The sequence below is a fragment of the Roseinatronobacter sp. S2 genome, assembly GCF_029581395.1.
GTDB lineage: Bacteria > Pseudomonadota > Alphaproteobacteria > Rhodobacterales > Rhodobacteraceae > Roseinatronobacter.
Genome location: NZ_CP121116.1, coordinates 39,093 through 60,793, shown reverse-complemented (window position 1 = coordinate 60,793; position 21,701 = coordinate 39,093). Strand labels below are relative to the sequence as shown.

Here is a 21,701-nt window from a genome sequence, read left to right as displayed (position 1 = left end):
GGACTATGGTTCAGGAAAACCCGGGATTTGCGGGTGGCAAGCGGGACGGGATCATAACCCCGGTCGGGAAGGATAATCTGGGGGCGGCGATCGCCGCCGCCCCCTTTGTCAGGGCACGGTTGACCGGGCCTATTCTGCGCCTGTCCGTTCAAGCGCGGTCACCATATAGCGGATGTTGGACCAGAACGGACCAGAAGCCGCGTAAGGGTTTTCGATACTGGGATAACCTGTCCAATAGGTCGTATCGAAAGGGGCGAACTTGTTGTAAGCCATCAGGGGAATGAACGGCATCTCTTCGACGGCCAGTTTAAGGTATTCGACCCCCAGTTCGGCCACTTCCGGACTGTCGAACGCCAGCACGCGGTTGCGTTCGATTATGTCGTCAAGCTGCGCATTTTCCCAACGCTGAAGATTGCGGGGCGGCTGGCTTTCACCCAACGGAACGATGAAGTCCGAGTGAAAACTCTCCAGAAAGAAACTCAGGTCGGGATGCCCGCCCCAGGTTTCAACAGTCCAGAAAATTGCCGCCTCGTAGTCACCGACGTCCAGACGCTGCGAATGTGTTGGCCCTGCTACGTTGATGTTGGTTGGCACACCATTCATGCTCCATTGTTGCGCAATGATGTTACCTGCACGGGCCAGCGTCGGGATATTGTCGCCTTCAACCTGCAAGGTCAGGGTAAACGGCTCCCCTTCTGGTGTCAGCCAACTGTTGCCGGATTGGGTGAACCCTGCCGCGCGCAGCAATTCTGCTGCGGCGTCCACATCCTGATTCCACCACCCGAAACCGAACATTTCGCGCCGCAGATCGGGATCCGGGGGAATCGAGTCACCCCATTGAGGTGTTACAAGTTCGGCTATCTGCTCGGCAATATCGGGATTGTAGGGCTGGATCGTGCTTTCCCCGGTATCGAGTTCAAAATTTGTCAGCCACTCCTGCATCGGCTCGTAATAGGTGGGAATCGCTGTACCCGTGGGCGGAACCGAAAGCGCCGCAATATTGGCTGCGCCACGATAAGACCCCATAGAAACCGAACGGATATCGATCATAAGCGCAAGCGCCCAGCGAACCCGTGGATCAGAGAGCTTATCGAGCTGATTGTTAAACAGCACCGATGGAAGCGTCGGGTCCGGATGCGCGAACGGAAAGCCGGGAAGCCATTGTGCAGTCGTGTCAGCGGCTTCGCGCGCAATCGTAAACATACCTTCCGGGGCAATATCGTTGATGACATCAAGGTTGTTGTTCAACTGCTCGATTACCCGTGCATCCGGGTTTCCGGCAGTGCGATAGACCACATACGTCACTTCGGGGGCCGAATCGAGGGTCATGCCAATTGATGTCCGTTCCCAGTCATCACGCAGACGCCAGATCGCCCATTGGCCGTTTGAATCATAGTTCTCAAGCACATAGGCCGAAAGCGACACCGGCGGATTGAAAGACGCGGTCAGGGGATCATCATACTCGCTGAAAATATGCTTGGGCATAATCCAGGCAGCGTTCCAGCGCACGGTGAACAACGTGTGAAACCGCGAGTTTGGTGATTTAAGGTTGAAGACCACAGTGTGATCATCAATCGCCTCGACAGTGTCGACACTTACCGAAAGTCGCGCAGACCAGTTCATACCAGGATGTTCGATCATGGTTTCAACGGTATACACGACATCTTCCGCTGTGAACGGCTGGCCGTCACTCCAGTAAATGCCATCCTTCAGCGAAACGGTCATTGTTGTGAAGTCATCATTATACTCTGGCGGCGCGGCGGCCAGGGCGTTCTGCCAGGCGTCTTCACCCGAACCCTCGGGGTTGATGAACCAAAGCGTGTCGGCCGAAAGCTGCTGATTGCCGTTCGCCTGCGCACCGCCACCCGGCGCCCAGAGGTTGAACCAGTCGGCATTCTGCGCTTCCGGTCCCTGAATGATAAGCGTCTCGTTCCGGGGCAACCCCGAAATGAACTCCTGTGCGAGAGCTGGCGCAGCCAGGCCGACCACCCCTATCGTCGTATAAATATACCTGAGAAGTTTCATGTGTCCTCCCTCTGGTTCGTCACCGGCCCTTGCCGAACGATCCGAATCCAACCTGCTGACGAAAGCAGCGAATCCCGCCTTCGTCGCCATATCATTGACAATTATATCTTATCAGGCAAACTATTTTTTTCCGTTTAATTGCAAACTACTGTTTTTAAAGATTAAAAAAATTAATGCGAAACTCCAATTCATCTAATTGTTGACAATATGGCGGATAATCGTAGGCTGTGGACCAACTTGCCGGGCTATCCAAGGTGCCCGGCGACAGCGCCGAGAGCTTCGGCGCCCAAACTGCAAAAAGGAAAGCGAATGCCCGCACAGGAAAAGGTAACTATGCAAGTGGATGCGGGCCGGAAGACCGGCCCCTACCACCCGATGTGGAACTGGTTCGGCTATGACGAACCGAACTACACCTATACCGATGATGGGCAGGCACTGCTGCGGGATCTCTCGGTCGCCGCGCGCACGTCACCGCATATCCGCACGCATAACCTGCTGACCAGCGGCGACGGCGAAGCCTCTCTCAAATGGGGTTCGACCAACGCCTATACAGAGAAGGCTGACGGCACACCGGTCTATGACTGGACAATCATGGACCGGATTTTCGATGCCTATGTCGAGTCGGGCACAACGCCATTTGTTCAGGTGGGCTTTACCCCGCAGGCGCTGTCTGACGACACCGGCCCTTACCGGCACGCCTGGTCACTGGAAGATACCTATTCAACAATCATGACCGGCTGGGCCTCTCCGCCCAACGATCTTGGTAAATGGCGCAACCTGATCAAGGCCTGGGCCGAACATCTTGTTGATCGTTATGGCCGGGATACCGTCGTCACCTGGCCATGGGAATGCTGGAACGAACCTGACGGGCACTACTGGAAAGGAACCATCCCGGAGTTCTGCGCCGTGTTTGAAACGACGGTCACCGCAATCAAGGACGTGCTGCCCGAAGCCCGCGTTGGCGGTCCTCACACCTGCGGCGCATGGCAGAACCCGAAGGCAGAAGCCTTTCTTCGTGGTGTTCTTGATCATGTTGTGGCGACGGGCATGCCCATTGACTTCATCGCATTCCACGCCAAGGGCCAACCCAAGCTGAAAGACGGCGAAGTTCGCATGGGGCTGGCAAAACACTTGCTGGACATCAAGGCAAATCTTGAAATCATTGCCGAATATCCCAGCCTGAAGTCCCTGCCTGCAATTATAGGTGAATCTGACCCCGAAGGCTGCGCCGCCTGTTCGGCCCGCGTCCACCCGCAAAACGCCTATCGCAACGGACCACTGTACGGCGTGTATGTGATCGAAAACATGATCCGCACCTATGAGCTGTCGCGCGAAGCTGGCATCCACATCGAAGGCGCCGTGACCTGGGCATTCATGTTCGACGATCAACCGTGGTTCGACGGCTTCCGTGATCTGGCGACAAACGGCGTTGGCAAACCGGTGCTCAATGCCTTTCGCATGCTGGGCAAACTTGACGGCGACTGGATCGCCACGAAAAGCGATGCAGCGCTCCCTTTGCAGCAGATCCTTGAACAGGGCATCCGCCGCGCGCCGGACATAAATTGTGTAGCGACCCGCGATGAAAAGGGCGTGTCCGTTCTGATATGGAACTACCATGACGACAATGTTGTAAAACCAGAGCACAGTGCCGAAATACATGTCGAGATTGCCAACCTGCCAGACGGCAATTTACGACTGCGCGAATACCGGATGGACGCGAACCACGGCAATGCGTTCGGGAAATGGCAGTCCATGGGCAGCCCCCAGAACCCCACCCCCGCACAAGTCGCTGACCTGCACAAAGCTGCGGCACTTCCCTGCCTGTACAACCGCAGTTTGCAGCCCGAAGATGGTCTGTCGTCTGTCCCCGTGACACTGCCGCGTCAGGGTGTCAGCTTGATCCGCATCGATTTCTGATCAACCATGGCCCGGATGACGCAACGTCCGGGCCAGCGCAAGGTTCATCTTTGCGGGGCTGTCGGCTTGATTAGGGTGCCGGATGGCGGATAGAAGGCATGATCGAAAGGGCAGCAAATGACCACTGATCAGGACAATGAAGAAATCGCAGTCGCGCGCGCCATAGAGGAAGACATCATCTTCGGACGCTTCGGCCCCGGAGAACGACTGCGCGAAGAGGCCATCGCGCGCGAGAAAGGCGCGTCGCGCCATCATGTCCGGTCCGCGCTGATGATCCTTGAACGCGTTGGTATCGTCACGCGAGAGCGGCACAAAGGTGCCCATGTGCGCGGCTACACCGCCGAGCAAGTGCGCCAGCTCTATGAAGTTCGCGAGATGCTGACCCGGCAGGCCGCACTGAAAATCACGCTGCCGGTCAGCGCGCGCGACATTGCAGCGGTCCGGGCACTGCAAGCCGATTACGAAGCCGCCATTGACAGCCGCAGCCTGCCCGACATCCACGCCACCAACGATGCCTTTCATGTGGGCTTTTTCGGCCTGTGCGGCAATCCGTATCTGGTCGATATGCTGAAGCGCGCGATGGATATGACCTATGTTATACGCGCGGCCGACATGGGCAACTTCGCCCGGCTGACAGAAGCCCGCGCCGAGCATCATTCAATGATCGGCCTTCTGGCCGGGACAGATTCATGGGCATTGTCGGAACTGTGTGTCCAGCACCTTCGGCCCAGCAAGCAGCATTACCTCAACCGCCTCGAACGAGAGGAAACCGAGGCGCGTGGCTTGCGTAAGCCTGCTCAACCAGAGCAAGCGTCCTGAGGTTATCTTCGACCTGCGCCGCGAAGGGGGCTGCATCTTCTGCTTCTACCGCATCCAGAAAAAACGCAATCGCGTCCCTGTAGGATGCGGCATAATCCGCAGCAAGATCCAGCGCGACATCTTCCAGCACCTCTGTCCCCGCACTTAAACTCAGCCTGTCCTGCGCAAGCGAAATTACGCCATCAGTGCCTTGCAGCGTCACAGCATCAGACAATGCACCGGGTGCGCCATGCGCCCTGAAGTCGCCGATAAGGGAAACGGCAGCCCCGGACGCATTGAACAGCAGACTCGCCCGATCTTCTCCGCGCAGGCAGTCGGTGTCAGATCCTGTGACCGCGCCCAGCAATGTCATATCCCCAACCAGCATGCGCAGCGCGTCAATGTGGTGAATCATTACCTCCATCAACAGCATACGGTCCAGACCCGCCAGCATCGGTTGCCTTTGCAGCGCCGGCAGGCACCCGCCTGCATCCGGCAAAAGCCCTGAGGTGCAAACCCGTACCGTTACTTCACGCAGCTGTCCGATCCGTCCAGCAGCGATCCAGTCACACATAAGCCTGTAGTGCGGCCGATAGCGCCAGTTCTCATGCACCATCAGACGTGCGCCAGCGGGCAACCCGTCAACCAACGACCGCGCCTCGTTCCATGTCGGTGCCAGCGGTTTCTGACAAAAAACCGCAAGGCCTGCGGCGACTGCACGCTGCACCGCGTCGGCATGGTGCTCTCGCGGGCAAGCGACATCGATCGCGTCAAGCTGCAAATCGGATGCCGCGAGCAAGGCTGCGGCGCTGTCATAGGTCCGACCAACCCCCCAATCCGCTGCCCGTGCCGTCCGCACACTGGCATCCGGGTCCGCAAGCGCCACGACGGCAACCCTCCTGCCCAGTGATGCATAGGCCCGCAAGTGGTGCTCTGCTGCCCAACCCGCGCCGATAATTCCGATTCTTAAAACTCGCATTGGCGACAATTCCTGCTACACTTCATCATATAATACCAATATTTCAATAAATATCACATTGCAATCATCAGAATTGTTGACAACTTATGATGCACGCTACATTGTGGCAGGGTCGCCACCAGAAGGCTGGCGATGCTTTCCAGGCACCTGCTGCCGGCTGTGTCGCACAGGTGCCAAAGACGGGCATCAAAGATGCCGGGCCGCAGAAAAAGAAGGAGCGCAACAATCATGCACCGTACTGGTCTTTGGCCACCAGTGGCGACCCCATTCGGTTCGGATGGACGCGTCGACACTGCCGCCCTGCTTTCCCATGCACGCAACCTTATCGCTGACGGCGCCAGCGGCCTTGCACCGCTTGGCACCACCAGCGAAGCGAACAGCATGACCATGCAGGAAAGGCGCGCCGTGCTTGATGCATTGCTGAACGGCGGGATCGATGCGGAAAAACTTCTGCCTGGCACAGGGGCCTGTGCTACAGACGACGCCATTGTGCTAAGTCGGCATGCAACCACGATGGGGTGCGCCGGGGTGCTGCTGCTGCCGCCATTCTTTTACAAAGGCGTGTCCGATGATGGCCTTTTCAACTATGTGGCGCAGGTGATTGACGGGGTTGATGATCCGGCGTTACGAATTTACCTGTATCACATTCCACAGATGGCCGGTGTCGGCTGGTCGCTTGACCTGATCGACCGGCTGCGGCGCAGCTTTCCGGAAATCATTGTTGGCCTCAAAGACAGCTCCGGTGACTGGTCCAATACCCGTGCCGTGATCGAAAGCTTTGACGGCTTCGGTGTATTCCCCGCCAACGAAGCGCATCTGTCAATGGCAATGCCCCTTGGTGCGGCGGGCTGCATCTCGGCCACGGCCAACATCAACGCAGGCGGCATTGCGGCCCTGATCAACGCGTTGCACGCAGGACATGATGCCACCGCACTACAGCAGGAAGCAACACGCCTGCGGCTGGCCGTCACTGCGGGGCCACTGATTCCGGGCATAAAGGCAACCCTGGCGCTGCAATACAACACCCCTGACTGGGCACGCGTGCGCCCCCCGCTTGTCGCCATGCAACCGGACGCAGCGCAGGCATTATACGCAACCCTGTCGCAGAAAGCCGTTTCAACGTGAGCGATCATGAAAGAAAAGGTCTTGCAGGTCGTCTGACGGCCTATGGTGATGCGGGTTTTGCGCAGTTTTTGCGCACAGCCTTTCTTACGTCACGCGGATACGGACCTGATGCACTGGACCGCCCCATCATCGCAATCTGCGATACAGGATCGGACTTCAACCCGTGCCATGCCACCGCGCCACAGCTTGTCGAAGCAATCTCGCGCGGGGTAACGATGGCAGGGGGGCTGCCGATGGTTTTCCCGACAATTTCTTTGCATGAAAGCTTTGCGCATCCGACGTCGATGTATCTGCGCAATCTGATGTCGATGGACACCGAGGAAATGCTCAGGGCGCTGCCGCTCGATGCCGCGGTTCTGATCGGTGGCTGTGACAAGACAATCCCCGCGCAGCTTATGGGGGCCATAAGTGCGGACGTGCCGACCTTGTCGGTCGCTGTGGGCCCGATGCTGACCGGCAGCCATGAAGGCACGCGACTGGGCGCCTGCACTGACTGCCGCCGCCTTTGGGGCGAATACCGCGCCGAGACGATAGACACAGACACTTTGCGCGCGGCGCAATCACAACTCATGGCATCGCATGGAACCTGCATGGTGATGGGCACGGCCAGTACCATGGCCTGCCTTGCAGAGACGCTGGGCTTCATGTTGCCCGGCGGGGCGACGATCCCGGCCGTGCATTCCGAACGCCTGCGCCATGCCGAAGCCTCGGGCAAACGCGCAGTCGAGATGGCGCGAACAGGCGCCCCTTTGCCGTCGCAATTGATGACACAGGCAAGCATACGCAATGCCTGTGTTGTTTTGCAGGCGCTTGGCGGATCGACCAATGCGGCGATCCATCTTGCCGCAATCGCCGGGCGTGCAGGGCTGCACCTTGACCTGAACATGCTCGACTCGACAGGCCGCGACACACCAATTCTGTGTGACCTCAAGCCTGTAGGCCGCGTGTATATGCAGGATTTCCACACGGCAGGCGGCCTGCCCGCGCTTCTGCGTGAACTTGCTGGTGCAGCGCTGTTCGATTCCTCCGCGACCGCTGCGGACGGTCAATCATGGGCGGCGGTCCTGGACGACTGGCCTGTCTGGCGCGACCGGGAGGTGATCCGCGACATAACCCGCCCGGTGGTTGATGGAAGCGCAATCGCGGTATTGCGCGGCAGCCTTGTTCCTGACGGTGCCGTAATCAAACATGCCGCCATGACGCCGGGATTGCGGCAGCATGAAGGGCCGGCGCTGGTTTTCGACGGGCTGATGGACCTTGCCGCGCGGATTGACGACCCCGATCTTGACGTGACACCGGACCATGTACTTGTGCTGCGCAATGTCGGCCCCGTCGGTGCCCCCGGCATGCCAGAGGCGGGGGCTATTCCGATCCCACGCAAGCTGGCGCGTCAGGGGGTCCGCGATATGGTGCGGATATCTGATGCCCGAATGTCGGGCACCGCCTATGGCGCCGTCGTCCTGCACGCGGCACCCGAAGCGGCCGTAGGTGGACCACTTGCGCTGGTCTGTAACGGTGATCACATTCGTCTGGACGTCGGCGCAGGCACCCTTGATTTGCTGGTCGATAATGACGAACTGGCGCGGCGGCGTGCAGACTGGACAGCGCCAGCCCTGCCCAAGCGCGGATACGCCCGGCTTTTTGCAATGGCCGTGCAGCAAGCCGGACAAGGCTGCGATTTCGACTTTCTGACTGCGACTTCCCCGGATCACCCAGATGACTGATACTGCGACCTGGGACTGCCATGTTCATGTTATTGGCGATCATGACCGCTTCCCGTTGTCGCCGACACGAGGGTACACGCCACCCGTGGCAACGCTACAAGCGCTTTTCGCCCATCTCGATTCTATCGGAAGCGCCCGCGCCGTAATTGTGCAGCCCAGTGTTTACGGCAGTGACAACAGCTGTCTGCTTGACGCACTCGCCCACAGCGAAGGCCGTTGCGTTGGCGTGGCTGTGCCCGATCCCGACAGCAGCATTGCGGATCTCGGGGCGCTGCGGGCCGCAGGCATATGTGGGATACGCTGTAACCTGATCAACGCGGGTGGCCTGCCATTCGCCGCGACGCAAAAGTGGTGGCCATGGATGCGCGACCATGGATGGCATTTGCAGTTGCAGATCGATTGCACGCGCACCGATCTTGAAGCACTTCTTGCGACACCCGGTGTCCCCCCTGTTGTCATTGATCATATGGGTTTTCCGCCACCCGGCAGCGGCGTTGACGCGGTTGCGGGTCTGGTGGCGCAGGTCGCGGCGCGGAACGTGTATGCAAAGATTTCGGCCCCCGACCGTATCGTGGCAAAACCGCCGCAATACGCCACTGCCCTGGATATCGCGGCAGCGTTGCTTGATGCGGCCCCGGAGTATTGTCTTTTCGGGACAGACTGGCCGCATACTGAACTGACGGCACCTGTAATGCCTGATAGGGATTGGCATAAAACGGTACGAAAGCTTGCCGGCGCGCACTGGTCATCCCTGCATGCTGCGGCTCTGGAACTGTACACGCCCCGTCATACCTGAGCAGTGCCAGCTTACGCCCCACATTTCCCGGCCCCCACCGAATACGGCGCTTCGGTTGGTCGCCGAAATGACCTGACGGGCGTCACCGGTCAGGACCATGTTCTCGCATCAATGGCCGAACCCGGCTATTCGCGCCGGACACCCTCTCGAAGGAAACATTCAGGGCAGTTTCAGAAAAAGGTGATGGGCTTTTTCGGTTCGAAATTGCGACAAAACAGAAGACTAAAGCGTTTCTGGCGATTCAACGAGAAACCGAAACGCTTTAGGGCGCAAGTTCCAGCAGATCATATTGAGCGATCTCGCGCGCCTCTTGCTGGTCAATCCCCAAGGCGCGCAGGAACAGTTCCGCCAGATCGGCTGCGGCTTTGCGCCATGGCGCATGACCATCCTGGATCAGCGAGATCTGCCCAAGAACCGCACCCCCGATCATCGCAAGAACCGCCGGGATCTGATCGGACCGAATTGAGAAGCGCCCGTCGGCTATGCCTTTCTGGACGATTGTTGCGGGATGGCCCAGCAATATCGACCGCAGGGTATCGGTCGTCAGCGCAAAGCGCAGGATGAAGGCCCCCCAAACCGGGTCTTCATGCGCACGGCGCAGGAAATGCCCCATGCCTATGGCCAACTGAACGGCCGGGTCTGTTTCGTCCACTGCCGCCGCAGCAATGGAGTCCCGTAATTCGGTAACCAGTTGTTGTGCGACGAGGTTAAATATCCGCGCCGGATCGGGGCAATTGTTGTAAATTGTCGCGCGCGTCACCCCCGACGCCTGCGCAAGGTCGCTGACGGACACCTTGTCGGACCCGCGCTCTGCGAACACTCGCAGCGCGCCTTCTGCAATCTTGCGCGGTAACTTGACTGGCGCGGCGCTGGTGGCGAAAGCGTTAGACATGTCTTGACCTTTTTATACAGTTTTGTATAAATAAGCCATCGAACGCAAACCGTCAACTGAATCGGAACACCGCATGTCGCAGAAATACCTGTCCGGGTGCCGGGAGATGCAGACGTGTCGCCCTGGGATCAGGCGCACCGCGATAACGACGCGACAATCAGACATTTTGCGTTAAACGGTTCTTCTTGTGATCTGCTTTTTCAAAGTTCCCCCAACGGAGGGTCCGATGTCCCGATTTTCTGTTGTCTTTGTTCTGGCCACCACCCTGATGGGCGTCAGCGCCATGCCGCTGGCCGCGCAGGAAACACTGCGGCCTGTCAAGGTGACAACCGTGACCGCACAAGAGCCGTGGATGACACGGCAATTCTTTGGTCAGGTCGTGGCACGTCAGACCGTTGATCTGGCGTTTCAGGTGGGCGGTCAGATCATGGAATTTCCAGTAACCGAAGGGCAGACACTGGCAAAGGGCGACATGATCGCGCGGCTGGACGTGGAAACCTTTGATCTGCAACTGCAACAGGCCCGCCTGCAACAGGACGAGGCCGACCGCGCAGCGGCGCGTCTGCGACGGCTAAGTGGAAGCGCCGCCAGCGAGGTGTCGCTGGAAAATGCAGAAACACAGGCACAACTGGCCGCACTTTCGGTGCGTGATGCCGAAACCCGCCTGCGTCACGCAACCCTGCTGGCGCCTTTCGATTCGCTGGTCGCCAGCCGCCGCGTCGCAAATTTCAGCACCATTTCCGCAGGCACCCCCGTCGTTCGCCTGCATGACATGTCAGAGTTGCGCATCGAGATTAACGTGCCGGAAGTGCTGTTCCGCCGCCCGGACGACCGTGACGCCATCGAGTTCTTCGCAGAATTTCCCGGCAACAGCACCCCCTACCCGCTGGCCATCAGTGAATTCGACGCCGAGGCATCAGCCATTGGTCAGACGTTCAGGCTCTCTCTGGCGCTGCAATCCACCGACGGGCTGAGTGTTCTGCCCGGCTCCTCGGCGACGGTAACCGCACGGGTGCAGGACGGGCTGCAAGGCGTGCTGCTGCCCGCATCGGCAGTGGGCATCAACCCGGATGGCACAACCTATGTGCTTGTTTTTGAAGCGGACGCGGACGGAACCGGTCCGGTCCGCCGAATGCCTGTCACAGTGCAACCCGCCGATGACGGGCGGGTCATTGTCACTGACGGGCTGGAGGATGGCCTTGAGATCGTGGAGGCGGGCCTGCCACAGCTGCAAGACGGACAACGGGTTCGTCGCTTTTCCGGCTTTGGCAACTAAGGGGCAGGACGATGAACATTGCGCGCGCGTCGATCGACAAGGCCCTGCTGACGTGGATCCTGATTCTGGGCTGTTTGCTGGGGGGGCTTTGGGGGTTCAATTCGCTTGGGCGGCTGGAAGACCCTGCCTTCACCATCAAAACGGCCGTCATCATGACGCAATACCCCGGCTCATCCGCCGATCAGGTGGCGCGCGAAGTGTCCGAACCGCTGGAATCCGCCATCCAGAAAATGGCTGAAGTGGACATCATCACCTCTGTCAACCGGCCCGGCCTGTCCCTGATAGAGGTCGAGATCAAAGACAGCTATGATGGAAGCGCGCTGCCTGCGGTATGGGTCAAACTGCGCAACCGGATCAGCGATGCGGCCCGTAACCTGCCGCAAGGGGTCAGCACACCGTTGGTGAATGACACTTTTGGCGATGTGTTCGGTCTTTATTATGCCGTAACAGCCGAAGGTCTGAGTGCCGCTGAAAAGCACCAGCTTGCCACGTTCCTGCGCCGCGAATTGCTGGCCGTTGACGGGGTGGCCGATGTCGATGTCGCCGGACTGCCCGCCGAGGCGATCTATGTGGAACCGGACATGGCGCGGGCGGTCAATCAGGGGGTAGCACCGCAGGCCATTGCCGGTGCGATTGCCAATGCAAACTCGGTGCTGGATGCGGGGGCGGCGGATATCGGCCCCACGCGTACGCTGATCCAGTCGCCCGACGGGTCTGACAGTGTGTCGGCCATTGCCGGGTTATCGGTGGGCGTGGGCGGACAGGTGCTGAACCTGTTTGACATGGCCCATGTTTATCGCGGCGAAAAGGACCACCCGTCCCTGATTGTGCGCCATGACGGGCAGGATGCATTCACGCTGGGAATTGCCGGTGTGGCGTCGGACAATATCGTGGATGTGGGCAAGCGCGTCGATATCCGGCTGGCGCAACTGCAAGCGGACATTCCCTATGGGGTGAACCTGCACCCGATTTATCAACAGCATGTGGTGGTCGAAGACGCCTCAAACGCTTTTTTGCTAAATCTGCTCATGTCGGTATCGATTGTGGTCGTGGTGCTGGCACTGTTCATGGGCTGGCGCGCAGCGGTCGTTGTGGGCAGCACTTTGTTGCTGACGGTGATTGGCACGCTGTTCTTCATGGGCATTTTTTCAATCGAGATGGAGCGCATTTCGCTGGGCGCACTGATCATCGCCATGGGGATGCTTGTCGACAATGCCATCGTCGTGGCCGAGGGCATGCAGATTGCCATGCGACGCGGCAAGTCATCACGCGAGGCGGCGGATGAGGCGGCGGGCAAAACCCAGATCCCGCTGCTGGGGGCGACTGTTATCGGCATCATGGCATTTGCGGGCATTGGCCTTAGCCCGGACGCGACAGGCGAGTTCATGTTCTCGCTGTTTGCGGTGATCGCGATATCGCTTCTGCTGTCATGGGTGCTGGCCGTCACGGCCACACCACTGCTTGCGCATTACCTGTTCAAGCAAGGCACCGCAGGCGACGTCGGCGCATATGATGGCCGCGTGTTCAAGATCTACGGCAGCGTAGTGCATGCTGCAATCAAGGCGCGCTGGCTGGTGGTTGGTGCGCTTCTGGCGGTGACAGCAGTGTGCTATATTGGTTTCGGACAGGTCAAACAGCAATTTTTCCCGGATTCCAACACACCGTTGTTTTTTGTTCATTACAAACTGCCGCAGGGCAACGCGATCCATACCACATCCGAACATCTGGCGAAGGTAGAATCGTGGCTGGCCTCGCGCGACGAGGTGGTATCCGTGACCGCGTTTGCAGGCGACGGTGCCGCGCGCTTCATGCTGACCTATTCGGCCGAGAAAGCAAATCCAAGCTATGGGCATCTGATCATCCGAACCCACCGGCTGGATGAAATTCCTGCGCTGAAGGCAGAACTGGACGCCTTTGCACGCGCCACCCTGCCAGAGGGCGAATTTCGCAGCACGCGGCTGGCGTTTGGTCCCGGCGGGGGCGACCCGATCCAGCTGCGACTGTCGGGCAGTGATCCGCAGGTATTGCGCGAACTGGGCGTGACAGCGGCGGCGCTGATGCAGCAGGCCTCGCCGCATTTGCATGAAGTCCGCAATAACTGGCGCGAACAGGAACTGGTTCTCAAGCCGCTTTACGCAAGTGACCGCGCGCAGGCCGCAGGCATCACCCGCGATGACATTTCAGATGCGCTTCTGTTTGCCACCGATGGCACCACCGGTGGCGTCTACCGCGAAGATGAACGCCTGATCCCCATCATCGTGCGGCAACCACGCTCAAGCGGGCTTGGGCTTATGGATCAGGTTGTCTATTCCTCCAGCACCAGTTCCTTCATGCCCATCGAACAGGTCATTGACGGGCTGGTGTTTGAACCACAGAACACCCTGCTGCACCGGCGCAATCGGGAACTGACGCTGACGCTGGGTGCCGATGTCGCGCAGGGCCAGAACGCCGCCGCGGTACAGGCCGAAATCCGCGGTGCGGTCGAGGCGATGCCCCTGCCCATCGGGTATAGAATGGAATGGGGCGGAGAGCTGGAAAACTCGGCCAAAGCAACATCCAGTCTGGCCCGCCAACTGCCGTTCAGCCTGATCGTGATGGTGCTGATTTCGGTGTTTCTGTTCTCGGCGCTGCGTCAGCCGCTGATCATCTGGCTTCTGGTGCCGATGTCGGTGAACGGGGTGGTGGTGGGCTTGCTGTTGACCGGCATTCCCTTCAGCTTCACAGCGCTTCTCGGACTTCTGAGTCTGTCGGGAATGCTGATCAAGAACGGCATTGTGCTGGTCGAGGAAATTGATCTTGTGCGCGCCGAAGGCATCGCGCTGCGCGACGCGATCGTTACCGCCTGCGTCTCGCGGCTGCGACCGGTGGTTCTGGCGGCGGCCACGACAATTCTGGGGATGGCACCGCTTCTGTGGGATGCGTTCTTCGTGTCTATGTCTGTCACGATCATGGCGGGGCTGGCCTTCGCGTCGGTTCTGACGCTGATTGCGGTGCCTGTGTTCTACTATCTGTTGTTTGAACGCGAAGAAGGCCGGCGTGTCGCAGCCGGGGTTGCCCGCGCTGACACGCCCCGTTCGCCAACTGAAGCGGCTTTGTCGTGATTCAGGTGGATCATAGATGTCCGATGGCAACGAATGACAGAATTCGTGTTCTTCACTGTCACCCGACAGTTTTTCCCGACATTGGGGCCCCGCCCCCGGCAGGCTTCAGCCGCCGCGCATTCGCTAGGGCATATCACGTTCATTCGCATTCACGAGACATGCTCTAACTTATTGATTTCGCATGTTCGAGAAGCTCAAAACCGGTTCCCACTCTTGAGCAACATACTCTAGAAGCGAAGGCGGACAATCGCAAAGATCGTAAGCAGTCCACAGACGGCGGCCGCGAAAAGATAGGGCGTGTGCAGCGCCTCGGTCCGCCCCAGAACGGGTGTCAGCACTGTAACCAGTGCCCCAGCCCCGATTGCGCCAAATGGCATCGCCCCCCAGCCAAAGAACCTGTAGACCGAATTCACCCGACCCAGCAGATCGTCGGGTATCAGCCGTTGACGATAGCTGACCGTGACGACATTCCACAGCATGCCTGCTGCCGCTTCGACAAACAGCGCAGCTGCAACCACCACCGTCGACCCGAAAAACCCGATCATCAGGTTGACGATGACAAAACCGCCCAATGCCACCAAAAGGCTGCGGCGCATGCCCAACCGGGCGGCGACAACCGGTGCACAAAGCCCTCCGGCAATGCCGCCGATCGCACCGACCGTCAGCAGCAGGCCATACCCGGTTGCGGACAGGCCCAGAACCTCTTGCGCATAAAGCACCAGGATCGTCATCCCGCCGATAAACACTGCATTGATCACGCCCAGCATGATCGCAAGCCGCAGGATGACCGGATTGCGCCGCATCCAGCCCAGCCCCTCGCGCAGCGCGCCCCAAAAGCGTATTGTAACCTTGGCTTTGCGCGGCGGCAGCACGATCATCCAGATCAACACAGCCGATAGCGCATAGATCGCCGCGTCAATTCCGAATGGCAGCACCACCGATGATGCGATCAGAACCCCCGCCAAGGGTGGCCCGATGAAATGCCCGGTAATTTTTTCAGCGCTCCACATCTGGCCATTGGCGCGTTCCAGATCAGCATGCGCGACTATCGACGGCAGAACCGTCTGCGCGGCATTGTCGCGCACCACTTCGGCAGAACCGAACAGAAAGGCAATCAAAATCAGCGACAGGATGGCGGTTGGCCCGGCGCTTTCCTGCAATGGGAACGCAGTCTGCGACACAACCATCAGAACAATGAAAATCATCAGGATCATGCGCACCAGATCAGCGCGCACCATAAGCAGTCGACGATCCGCGCGATCAGTCCAGACCCCCGCCGGCAAAGCAAACAGCAACCAGGGCAAACGCTGAGACGTCGCAACCGCCGCGATCAACAGCGGATCCCTGGTCAGCAGGGTGGCCAGCCAGGGCAGCGCGACCATCGCGACCCCATCGCCAAGGTTGGACACCGAACTTGCCGAAAGCAGCAGGCGATAGTCACGGTTGGTTCTGATCAGTGCGTTCGACAAAAGAAACCTCGGGCGCTGTCCGTCTATCTGACCTGATGGAAATATGGCAGGGCCGCAAAGGGCACCCCTTCCCCATCGGTCGTTCTGAATAAGATACGGGCGTTCCTGCCCCGCTGGAATCCACAGTATTCAGCAAGTTATCTACGATCAGAAACTTTTGTCCAGACATGACCGGAAACCAAGTGCGAACGAAAACAAAAGCCGGTTTCGGCCTTCGGTCACAAAACAGGATGACGCATTAAAGCAATTTCAGAAAAAGTTGATGGGGTTTTCCGGTTTGAAATTACAACAAAACAGAAGCTTAATGCGTTTCTGGCATTTCAGCGAAAAGCGGAAACGCAGTATCACAGCGCGCCCCTCTTAACTGGCAAGGCGCGCATAAAGCCCGCCCTGCGCCACCAGCCCCGAATGATCGCCCATCTCTGCGATCTGGCCGTCCTTCATTACGATGATCCGGTCGGCATTGCGGATGGTGCGCAACCGGTGCGCGATAACAAGTGTTGTGCGCGCCTTTGACAGATCGTCCAGCGCGCTTTGCACGCGGGCTTCCGTTTCACTGTCCAGCGCCGAAGTAGCCTCGTCCAGTATCAGGATCGGCGGGTTTTTCAAAAAGGCGCGGGCGATGGCCACACGTTGCTTCTGCCCGCCCGACAGCATCACACCGCGTTCACCAATCTGGGTATCAAGCCCATCGGGCAGGGCGTGCAGCACATCATCAAGCTGCGCGCGGCGGGCGGCGTCCAGTATCTCATCCTCGGACGCACCCAGACGGCCATAGGCGATATTGTCGCGCAAGGTTGTGCCAAACAGAAACACGTCCTGACTGACCAGCCCGATCTGGCGCCGCACGGATGTCAGCGTCATACCCGAAAGCGCGTGACCATCGATGCGGATCTGACCTGCCTGCGGGTCGTAAAACCGCGGCAACAGCGCCAGCAGCGTCGTTTTGCCCGCCCCCGATGGCCCAACAAAGGCAACAGTCTGGCCTGCATCTACGCGAAAGCTTACATCGCGCAGCACCGGGCGCGCAGGGTCATACCCGAAGCTGACCTGATCAAAGCTGATATCCCCGCGAAACACGGGCGCGGGACGGGCATCAGCGGGGTCGGAGATATCGGGCTGAGTTGCCAAAAGCGCCTGATACCGCCGGAACCCGGCAATCCCGCGCGGATAGGTTTCGATCACAGCCGCGATCTTGTCCAGCGGGCGCACGAAGACCCCGACCAGCAGCAAAAACCCCACGAACCCGCCTGCCGACAAACTGCCTTGCAGCACGAACCCCGCACCCAGAACCATGACAACAAGCTGCACGAAACGCAGGCCCATGTAATTGATCGCGCTGGACGTCGCCATGATCCGGTATGCGTTCAGCTTGGTTGCGCGATAGGCATGATTGTCACGGGCGAACAGCCCGCGTTCATGGGCCTCGTTGCCGAAGGACTGCACCACACGAATACCACCAAGTGCTTCTTCCAGACGCATGTTGAAATTGCCAACACGGGCATAGATGGCCTGCCATGTCCGCGTCATGCGCCCGCCATAGACCACCACAAGCCAGCTTGTCAGCGGCACAATGACACCTGTGACCAGCGCCAGCAACGGATGCAGCAGCGCCATCAGCGCGAATGCCCCCAAAAAGGTCATGACAGCGATGAACAGGTCCTCGGGGCCATGATGGGCAACCTCGCCGACTTCTTCCAGATCCCGCGTGACGCGCACGGCCAGCTTGCCGGTATGTTCGCGGTCATACCACCCCCATGACAGGCGGGTCAGATGCGCGAAGGCGCGCGCGCGCATGTCGGTTTCGATCTCGATCCCCAGTTTGTGACCCCAATAGATCACCACCGCCATCAGGGCCGTATTCAGCAGATAAACCGCCAGCAACCCTGCCGCCGCCCATAGGATCAGATACAGATCGCCCGCCGGAAGCAATGTGTCGATGAATGCGGCAATGGCCAGCGGAAAGGCCAGCTCCAGCAACCCCGACAGGATGGCCGCGCCGAATACCCAACTGAACAACCGCTTGTGTGGAAGATAATAGGACAGAAATTCACGCAACATGGCGTCCTCCGGTGCGGTGTGTCGGCAAGGCAAATGGCTGGTGTGCACCATGATGCACCTGCATGGGCAGGTCATAGACCTGCGCCAATGCGTCCGGGGTCATAAGGGTGTCAATCGGGCCTTGCAGCGCCACCTGCCCCGATTTCAGGGCGACGACATGGTCGCAATACCGTGCGGCCATGTTCACATCATGCAAGACAACAACAACCGAATATCCGTGATTGCGGCACATATCGGCCAGCAAGCCCAGAACCTCGACCTGATGGGCGACATCCAGCGCCGAGATGGGTTCATCCAGCAGCAGGCTGCGCGCCCCCTGCGCCAGCATCATCGCAATCCATGCGCGCTGGCGCTCGCCCCCCGACAGGGTATCGACCAGACGTTCGCGCAGGGACTCCAGCCCGCAACGGGCAATGGCCTGTGCCACTGCATCATGATCCTGGGCACGCATCCGGCCCAATGCGCCGCGCCATGGGTAGCGGCCAAGTGCCACCAGTTCTTCCAGCGTGACACCTTCGGCCGCAGGCGTGGTCTGGGGCAGATAGGCCAGATCGCGCGCCAGCGCACGGGCCTGCCATGTAGACAGGCAGGCCCCGCGATAATGCACAGCACCCTGTTGCGCCCTGATCTGGCCGGACAGATGCTTGATCAATGTGGATTTCCCGCACCCGTTGCGGCCAACCAGCGCGGTCAGCGTGCCCGCCGCGATGTTCAGGTCCAGCCCCTTCAGTATTGTGCGCGCACCCACGTCAAATTGCAGGCCGCTTACCGTAAACAGGTTCATCCCCTTGTCCTTCGCATCAGATGCACAAACAGCCACGGTGCGCCGATCAGCGTTGCAAACAACCCCATGGGCAGATCATAGGGATAGCTGGCCGTGCGCGCCCCGAACGCCGCAAGTGTCATCAGCCCGGCCCCGATCAGCCAGCTTCCCGCAACGAAATGACGCGCCTGCACCAGCCCCAGACTGCGCGCCAGATGCGGGGCCATCAGGCCAACAAAACTGACCGGACCTACAATAAGCGTCGCGGCCCCTGTGGCAAGCCCCGCCAGCACAATCAGACCCAGTTGCACGGCAACCACCGGCACGCCCAGCATGCGGGCCACGGCTGCACCCAATGGCAGAATATCCAGCCAGCGCGCGCACACCAGCAACAGGGCCAGCACGGCCACGGCAAGCACAGCCAGCCCCATCGCCCCTGCGGGTGTGGTCTGGCCCGCGCTGCCTGCCATCCAGCCCATGATCAGCCATGCCCGCCGGTCATCAGATGCCATGATCCCGCCCAGTACCGCCGACGCAAAAGCCCCGATCGCAAGGCCCGACAGCAGCACACGCACGGGGGCCATGTCATGGCGCAGCGCCAGTGCCGCCAGCAGCATCAACGCGGCCGCCCCGCCGATGCCCGCGCCGATGCCCAGTGTCAGCGGCCCTGCCCCGTCATGCACGAAAACCGCAATTGCATATCCCAGTGCCGCGCCACCTGTGACACCCAGCACTTCGGGCGCCGCCATGGGGTTCGCACTCAGCCGTTGCAGGCAGGCCCCGGCAGACGCCAGCAATGCCCCCGCCGCCAGCGCGGCCAGACCCGCCGTCGCGCGCAATGGCACAAAATGCACGATGAATTCCGGCGGAACAAATCCCCAGCCATAAGGCCCGCGCCCCAACAACACTGCGGCGAGTGTCAGCAAAACCAGCGCGACCGCCAGCGCCGAAATTATGCGGCGCGGCGCGTGCGCGCGCGCCGCCGGATGCGCGGCACCTTCAGAACGCGGCGGAACCGTTGTGCGCAACCGCGACAGCAGCCAGATCAGCAACGGCCCCCCGATCAACCCGGTCAGCGCGCCCGCAGGCAGGGCCGGTCCCCCCAGCGTGTCGACCAGTAAAAGCAGGCTGTCCACCAGTGCCAGCAGCATTGCCCCTGCGACAGGTGCCGCCAAAAGCTGTGCGCGCAGCCCCTGCACCCCCAGCGCGCGGATCAGCGCCGGTGCAGCAAGGCCCACAAACCCCACCAACCCCACTTCTGCCGACACAAGCGCGGACAACGCCACAGCCAGCAACAAAACACCCGCCCGCAGCGGGGCCACGCGCAGCCCAAGCCCCTGCGCGGATGCCCCGCCAAGCCCCAACACCAGCAGCGGACGCGCCAGCATGGCGGCAAGGACCAGCCCTAGCGCAAGCGCAACCACCATCCGCTGCGTGCCCGACCAGTCCATCTGGGTCAGCGCGCCGCCATTCCACATAATCAGCGACAACAGGTAATGCCCCTGTGCAAGCGTCATTGCGGTGGCGATGGCGGATGCCAGAAGCCCCGCCAGCATGCCTGCAATGGTTACAGTGACAGGTGCGAAATCACGCCGCGCCCCAAGGACCAGCACCAGCCCTGTTGTCAGGCCCGCCCCGGTCAATGCGACGGGAAACACCCCCGCGAATGACAGCACCGCAGGCGCGTAAAGTGTGACGGCGACAATCGCAAGCTGCGCGCCAGATGCGCTGCCCAGCGTGGTTGGATCGGCCAGCGGGTTGCGCAGCACCGCCTGCATCAGCCCGCCCGCCAGCCCCAGCATGGCCCCGACCAGCAACGCCATGGCCAGACGCGGCAGCATGCTGAAGTAAAACAACAACTGCTCCAGCGTCAGGGCGTGCATCGGGCCGGGCCAGACCAGCCACTGTGCGGGCGGCAACAATCGGGCTGCGGCCAGAAGCCACAACACGCCCGCGACAGCGAAGCCCGTGCCCAGAACAGCTGATTTCATGCCTGCTGCTCCAATGCGGCAACAAGGGCCGTGGCAAATGCCAGCGCCGAAGGGATCGCCCCGAAAGCGCTGAATTCAGGCAGATGATGCACGCGCCCTGCCCGCACCTGCGGCAGGCTGTTCCATAACGCGCCACGGCTCAGGGCGCGGCGGGCCTGATGCGGGACATCGCCGACAATGACCAGCGCAGTTTGCGCAAACCGCGCCAGATGCGTGATCGGAACCGGCGCGGCGAAGGCAAACCGCGTGCCATCCCCCCACGCATTGCGCAAGCCAAGTGCGGTGACCGCCCCCCCAAACAGGCTGTCGTGACCAAAGACGCGCATATGGCGCGCATCCCCGATCTGGATCAGCAGCAGGTCGCGGCGGGCAAACGGACGTGCCTGCGCGGCAAGCCGGGCAAAGCTGGCCTCGTACCCTGCGCGTGTGTGAGCGGCATGATCAGGAACACCCAGACGCGCGCCCAGCCCGTCCAGAAGGGTCATGACGCGCGGGAATGGTTCGTGTCCCGGCACATAGATGGCCCGGCTGAACACTGGCGCAATCCGCGCCAGTTGCGGTTCAACGAAGGCGTAGTAATTTGACGACAGGATCAGATCGGCCCCGATCAGGCTGAGCGCTTCCAGATTGGGCGCGCCGCGCAAGCCCAGATCGGTTGCGCTGGTTGTGTCCAGTTGCGGGGCCGCACGGCGGAACGCGCGCAGTTCTGCCAGCGCTGTAACCGGAGCACCAAGGGCGATGGCTGTTTCCGCCATCGCCCAATCAATCGCGGCAATGCGCATTC

At 60.3% G+C, this 21,701-nt stretch carries 15 protein-coding genes; 7 read left to right on the top strand and 8 right to left on the bottom strand.

Annotated features, from left to right (window positions below; translation table 11 throughout):
• Positions 1-129: 129 nt before the first annotated feature.
• Complete coding sequence (locus P8S53_RS19865; RefSeq protein ID WP_277807390.1) at positions 130-2,025, bottom strand: ABC transporter substrate-binding protein; 1,896 nt, start codon at positions 2,023-2,025, stop codon at positions 130-132.
• Positions 2,026-2,334: 309 nt separating this feature from the next.
• On the opposite strand from P8S53_RS19865, the gene P8S53_RS19860 reads away from it, so the two are divergent.
• Positions 2,335-3,942, top strand: coding sequence for a hypothetical protein (locus P8S53_RS19860; RefSeq protein WP_277807381.1), 1,608 nt, complete (start codon positions 2,335-2,337; stop codon positions 3,940-3,942).
• Between the two features lie 117 nt (positions 3,943-4,059).
• A complete protein-coding gene (locus tag P8S53_RS19855; RefSeq protein ID WP_277807380.1) occupies positions 4,060-4,761 on the top strand; it encodes a GntR family transcriptional regulator in 702 nt (233 codons plus the stop codon).
• Here the strand turns inward: P8S53_RS19855 and P8S53_RS19850 are convergent.
• A complete protein-coding gene (locus P8S53_RS19850) occupies positions 4,688-5,719 on the bottom strand; it encodes a Gfo/Idh/MocA family protein (protein WP_277807379.1) in 1,032 nt (343 codons plus the stop codon). The genes P8S53_RS19855 and P8S53_RS19850 overlap by 74 nt on opposite strands.
• A gap of 228 nt (positions 5,720-5,947) precedes the next feature.
• Here P8S53_RS19850 and P8S53_RS19845 point away from each other — a divergent pair, with 228 nt between their 5' ends.
• Genes P8S53_RS19845 through P8S53_RS19835 form a run of 3 tightly spaced genes read left to right on the top strand, consistent with a single transcriptional unit; the run spans position 5,948 to position 9,364 of the window.
• On the top strand, positions 5,948-6,844 hold the full coding sequence (locus tag P8S53_RS19845; RefSeq protein WP_277807378.1) for a dihydrodipicolinate synthase family protein: 897 nt from the start codon (positions 5,948-5,950) through the stop codon (positions 6,842-6,844).
• Positions 6,841-8,568: a dihydroxy-acid dehydratase gene (locus tag P8S53_RS19840; protein ID WP_277807377.1), complete on the top strand. Its 1,728-nt coding sequence runs from the start codon at positions 6,841-6,843 to the stop codon at positions 8,566-8,568. Before P8S53_RS19845 ends, P8S53_RS19840 begins: the two co-directional genes overlap by 4 nt.
• Positions 8,561-9,364 (top strand): amidohydrolase, encoded by an 804-nt coding sequence (locus P8S53_RS19835; protein WP_277807376.1) that lies wholly within the window; start codon positions 8,561-8,563, stop codon positions 9,362-9,364. The genes P8S53_RS19840 and P8S53_RS19835 overlap by 8 nt, the downstream gene beginning before the upstream one ends.
• Positions 9,365-9,626: 262 nt before the next feature.
• On the opposite strand, the gene P8S53_RS19830 is transcribed toward P8S53_RS19835, so the two are convergent.
• The gene (locus tag P8S53_RS19830) at positions 9,627-10,256 is read right to left on the bottom strand and encodes a TetR/AcrR family transcriptional regulator (protein WP_277807375.1); all 630 of its coding nucleotides are present in this window, start codon (positions 10,254-10,256) and stop codon (positions 9,627-9,629) included.
• A 226-nt stretch (positions 10,257-10,482) separates the two neighbouring features.
• Here P8S53_RS19830 and P8S53_RS19825 point away from each other — a divergent pair, with 226 nt between their 5' ends.
• Both P8S53_RS19825 and P8S53_RS19820 read left to right on the top strand, forming a co-directional pair.
• Complete coding sequence (locus P8S53_RS19825) at positions 10,483-11,532, top strand: efflux RND transporter periplasmic adaptor subunit (RefSeq protein ID WP_277807374.1); 1,050 nt, start codon at positions 10,483-10,485, stop codon at positions 11,530-11,532.
• Between the two features lie 11 nt (positions 11,533-11,543).
• Complete coding sequence (locus tag P8S53_RS19820) at positions 11,544-14,633, top strand: efflux RND transporter permease subunit (protein WP_277807373.1); 3,090 nt, start codon at positions 11,544-11,546, stop codon at positions 14,631-14,633.
• 227 nt (positions 14,634-14,860) lie between these two features.
• On the opposite strand, the gene P8S53_RS19815 is transcribed toward P8S53_RS19820, so the two are convergent.
• The 5 genes from P8S53_RS19815 to P8S53_RS19795 all read right to left on the bottom strand — a co-directional run bounded on the left by P8S53_RS19815 (position 14,861) and on the right by P8S53_RS19795 (position 21,699).
• Positions 14,861-16,102, bottom strand: a complete 1,242-nt coding sequence (locus P8S53_RS19815; RefSeq protein ID WP_277807372.1) for an MFS transporter — start codon at positions 16,100-16,102, stop codon at positions 14,861-14,863.
• A gap of 360 nt (positions 16,103-16,462) precedes the next feature.
• On the bottom strand, positions 16,463-18,163 hold the full coding sequence (locus tag P8S53_RS19810) for an ABC transporter ATP-binding protein (protein ID WP_277807371.1): 1,701 nt from the start codon (positions 18,161-18,163) through the stop codon (positions 16,463-16,465).
• Positions 18,153-18,947 carry an ABC transporter ATP-binding protein gene (locus P8S53_RS19805; RefSeq protein ID WP_277807370.1) on the bottom strand — a complete coding sequence of 265 codons (795 nt, stop codon included), beginning with the start codon at positions 18,945-18,947 and terminating at the stop codon, positions 18,153-18,155. The genes P8S53_RS19810 and P8S53_RS19805 overlap by 11 nt, the downstream gene beginning before the upstream one ends.
• Positions 18,944-20,917, bottom strand: coding sequence for a Fe(3+)-hydroxamate ABC transporter permease FhuB (gene fhuB, locus P8S53_RS19800; RefSeq protein ID WP_277807369.1), 1,974 nt, complete (start codon positions 20,915-20,917; stop codon positions 18,944-18,946). Before fhuB ends, P8S53_RS19805 begins: the two co-directional genes overlap by 4 nt.
• The gene (locus P8S53_RS19795) at positions 20,914-21,699 is read right to left on the bottom strand and encodes an ABC transporter substrate-binding protein (RefSeq protein WP_277807368.1); all 786 of its coding nucleotides are present in this window, start codon (positions 21,697-21,699) and stop codon (positions 20,914-20,916) included. Before P8S53_RS19795 ends, fhuB begins: the two co-directional genes overlap by 4 nt.
• Positions 21,700-21,701 lie beyond the last annotated feature (2 nt).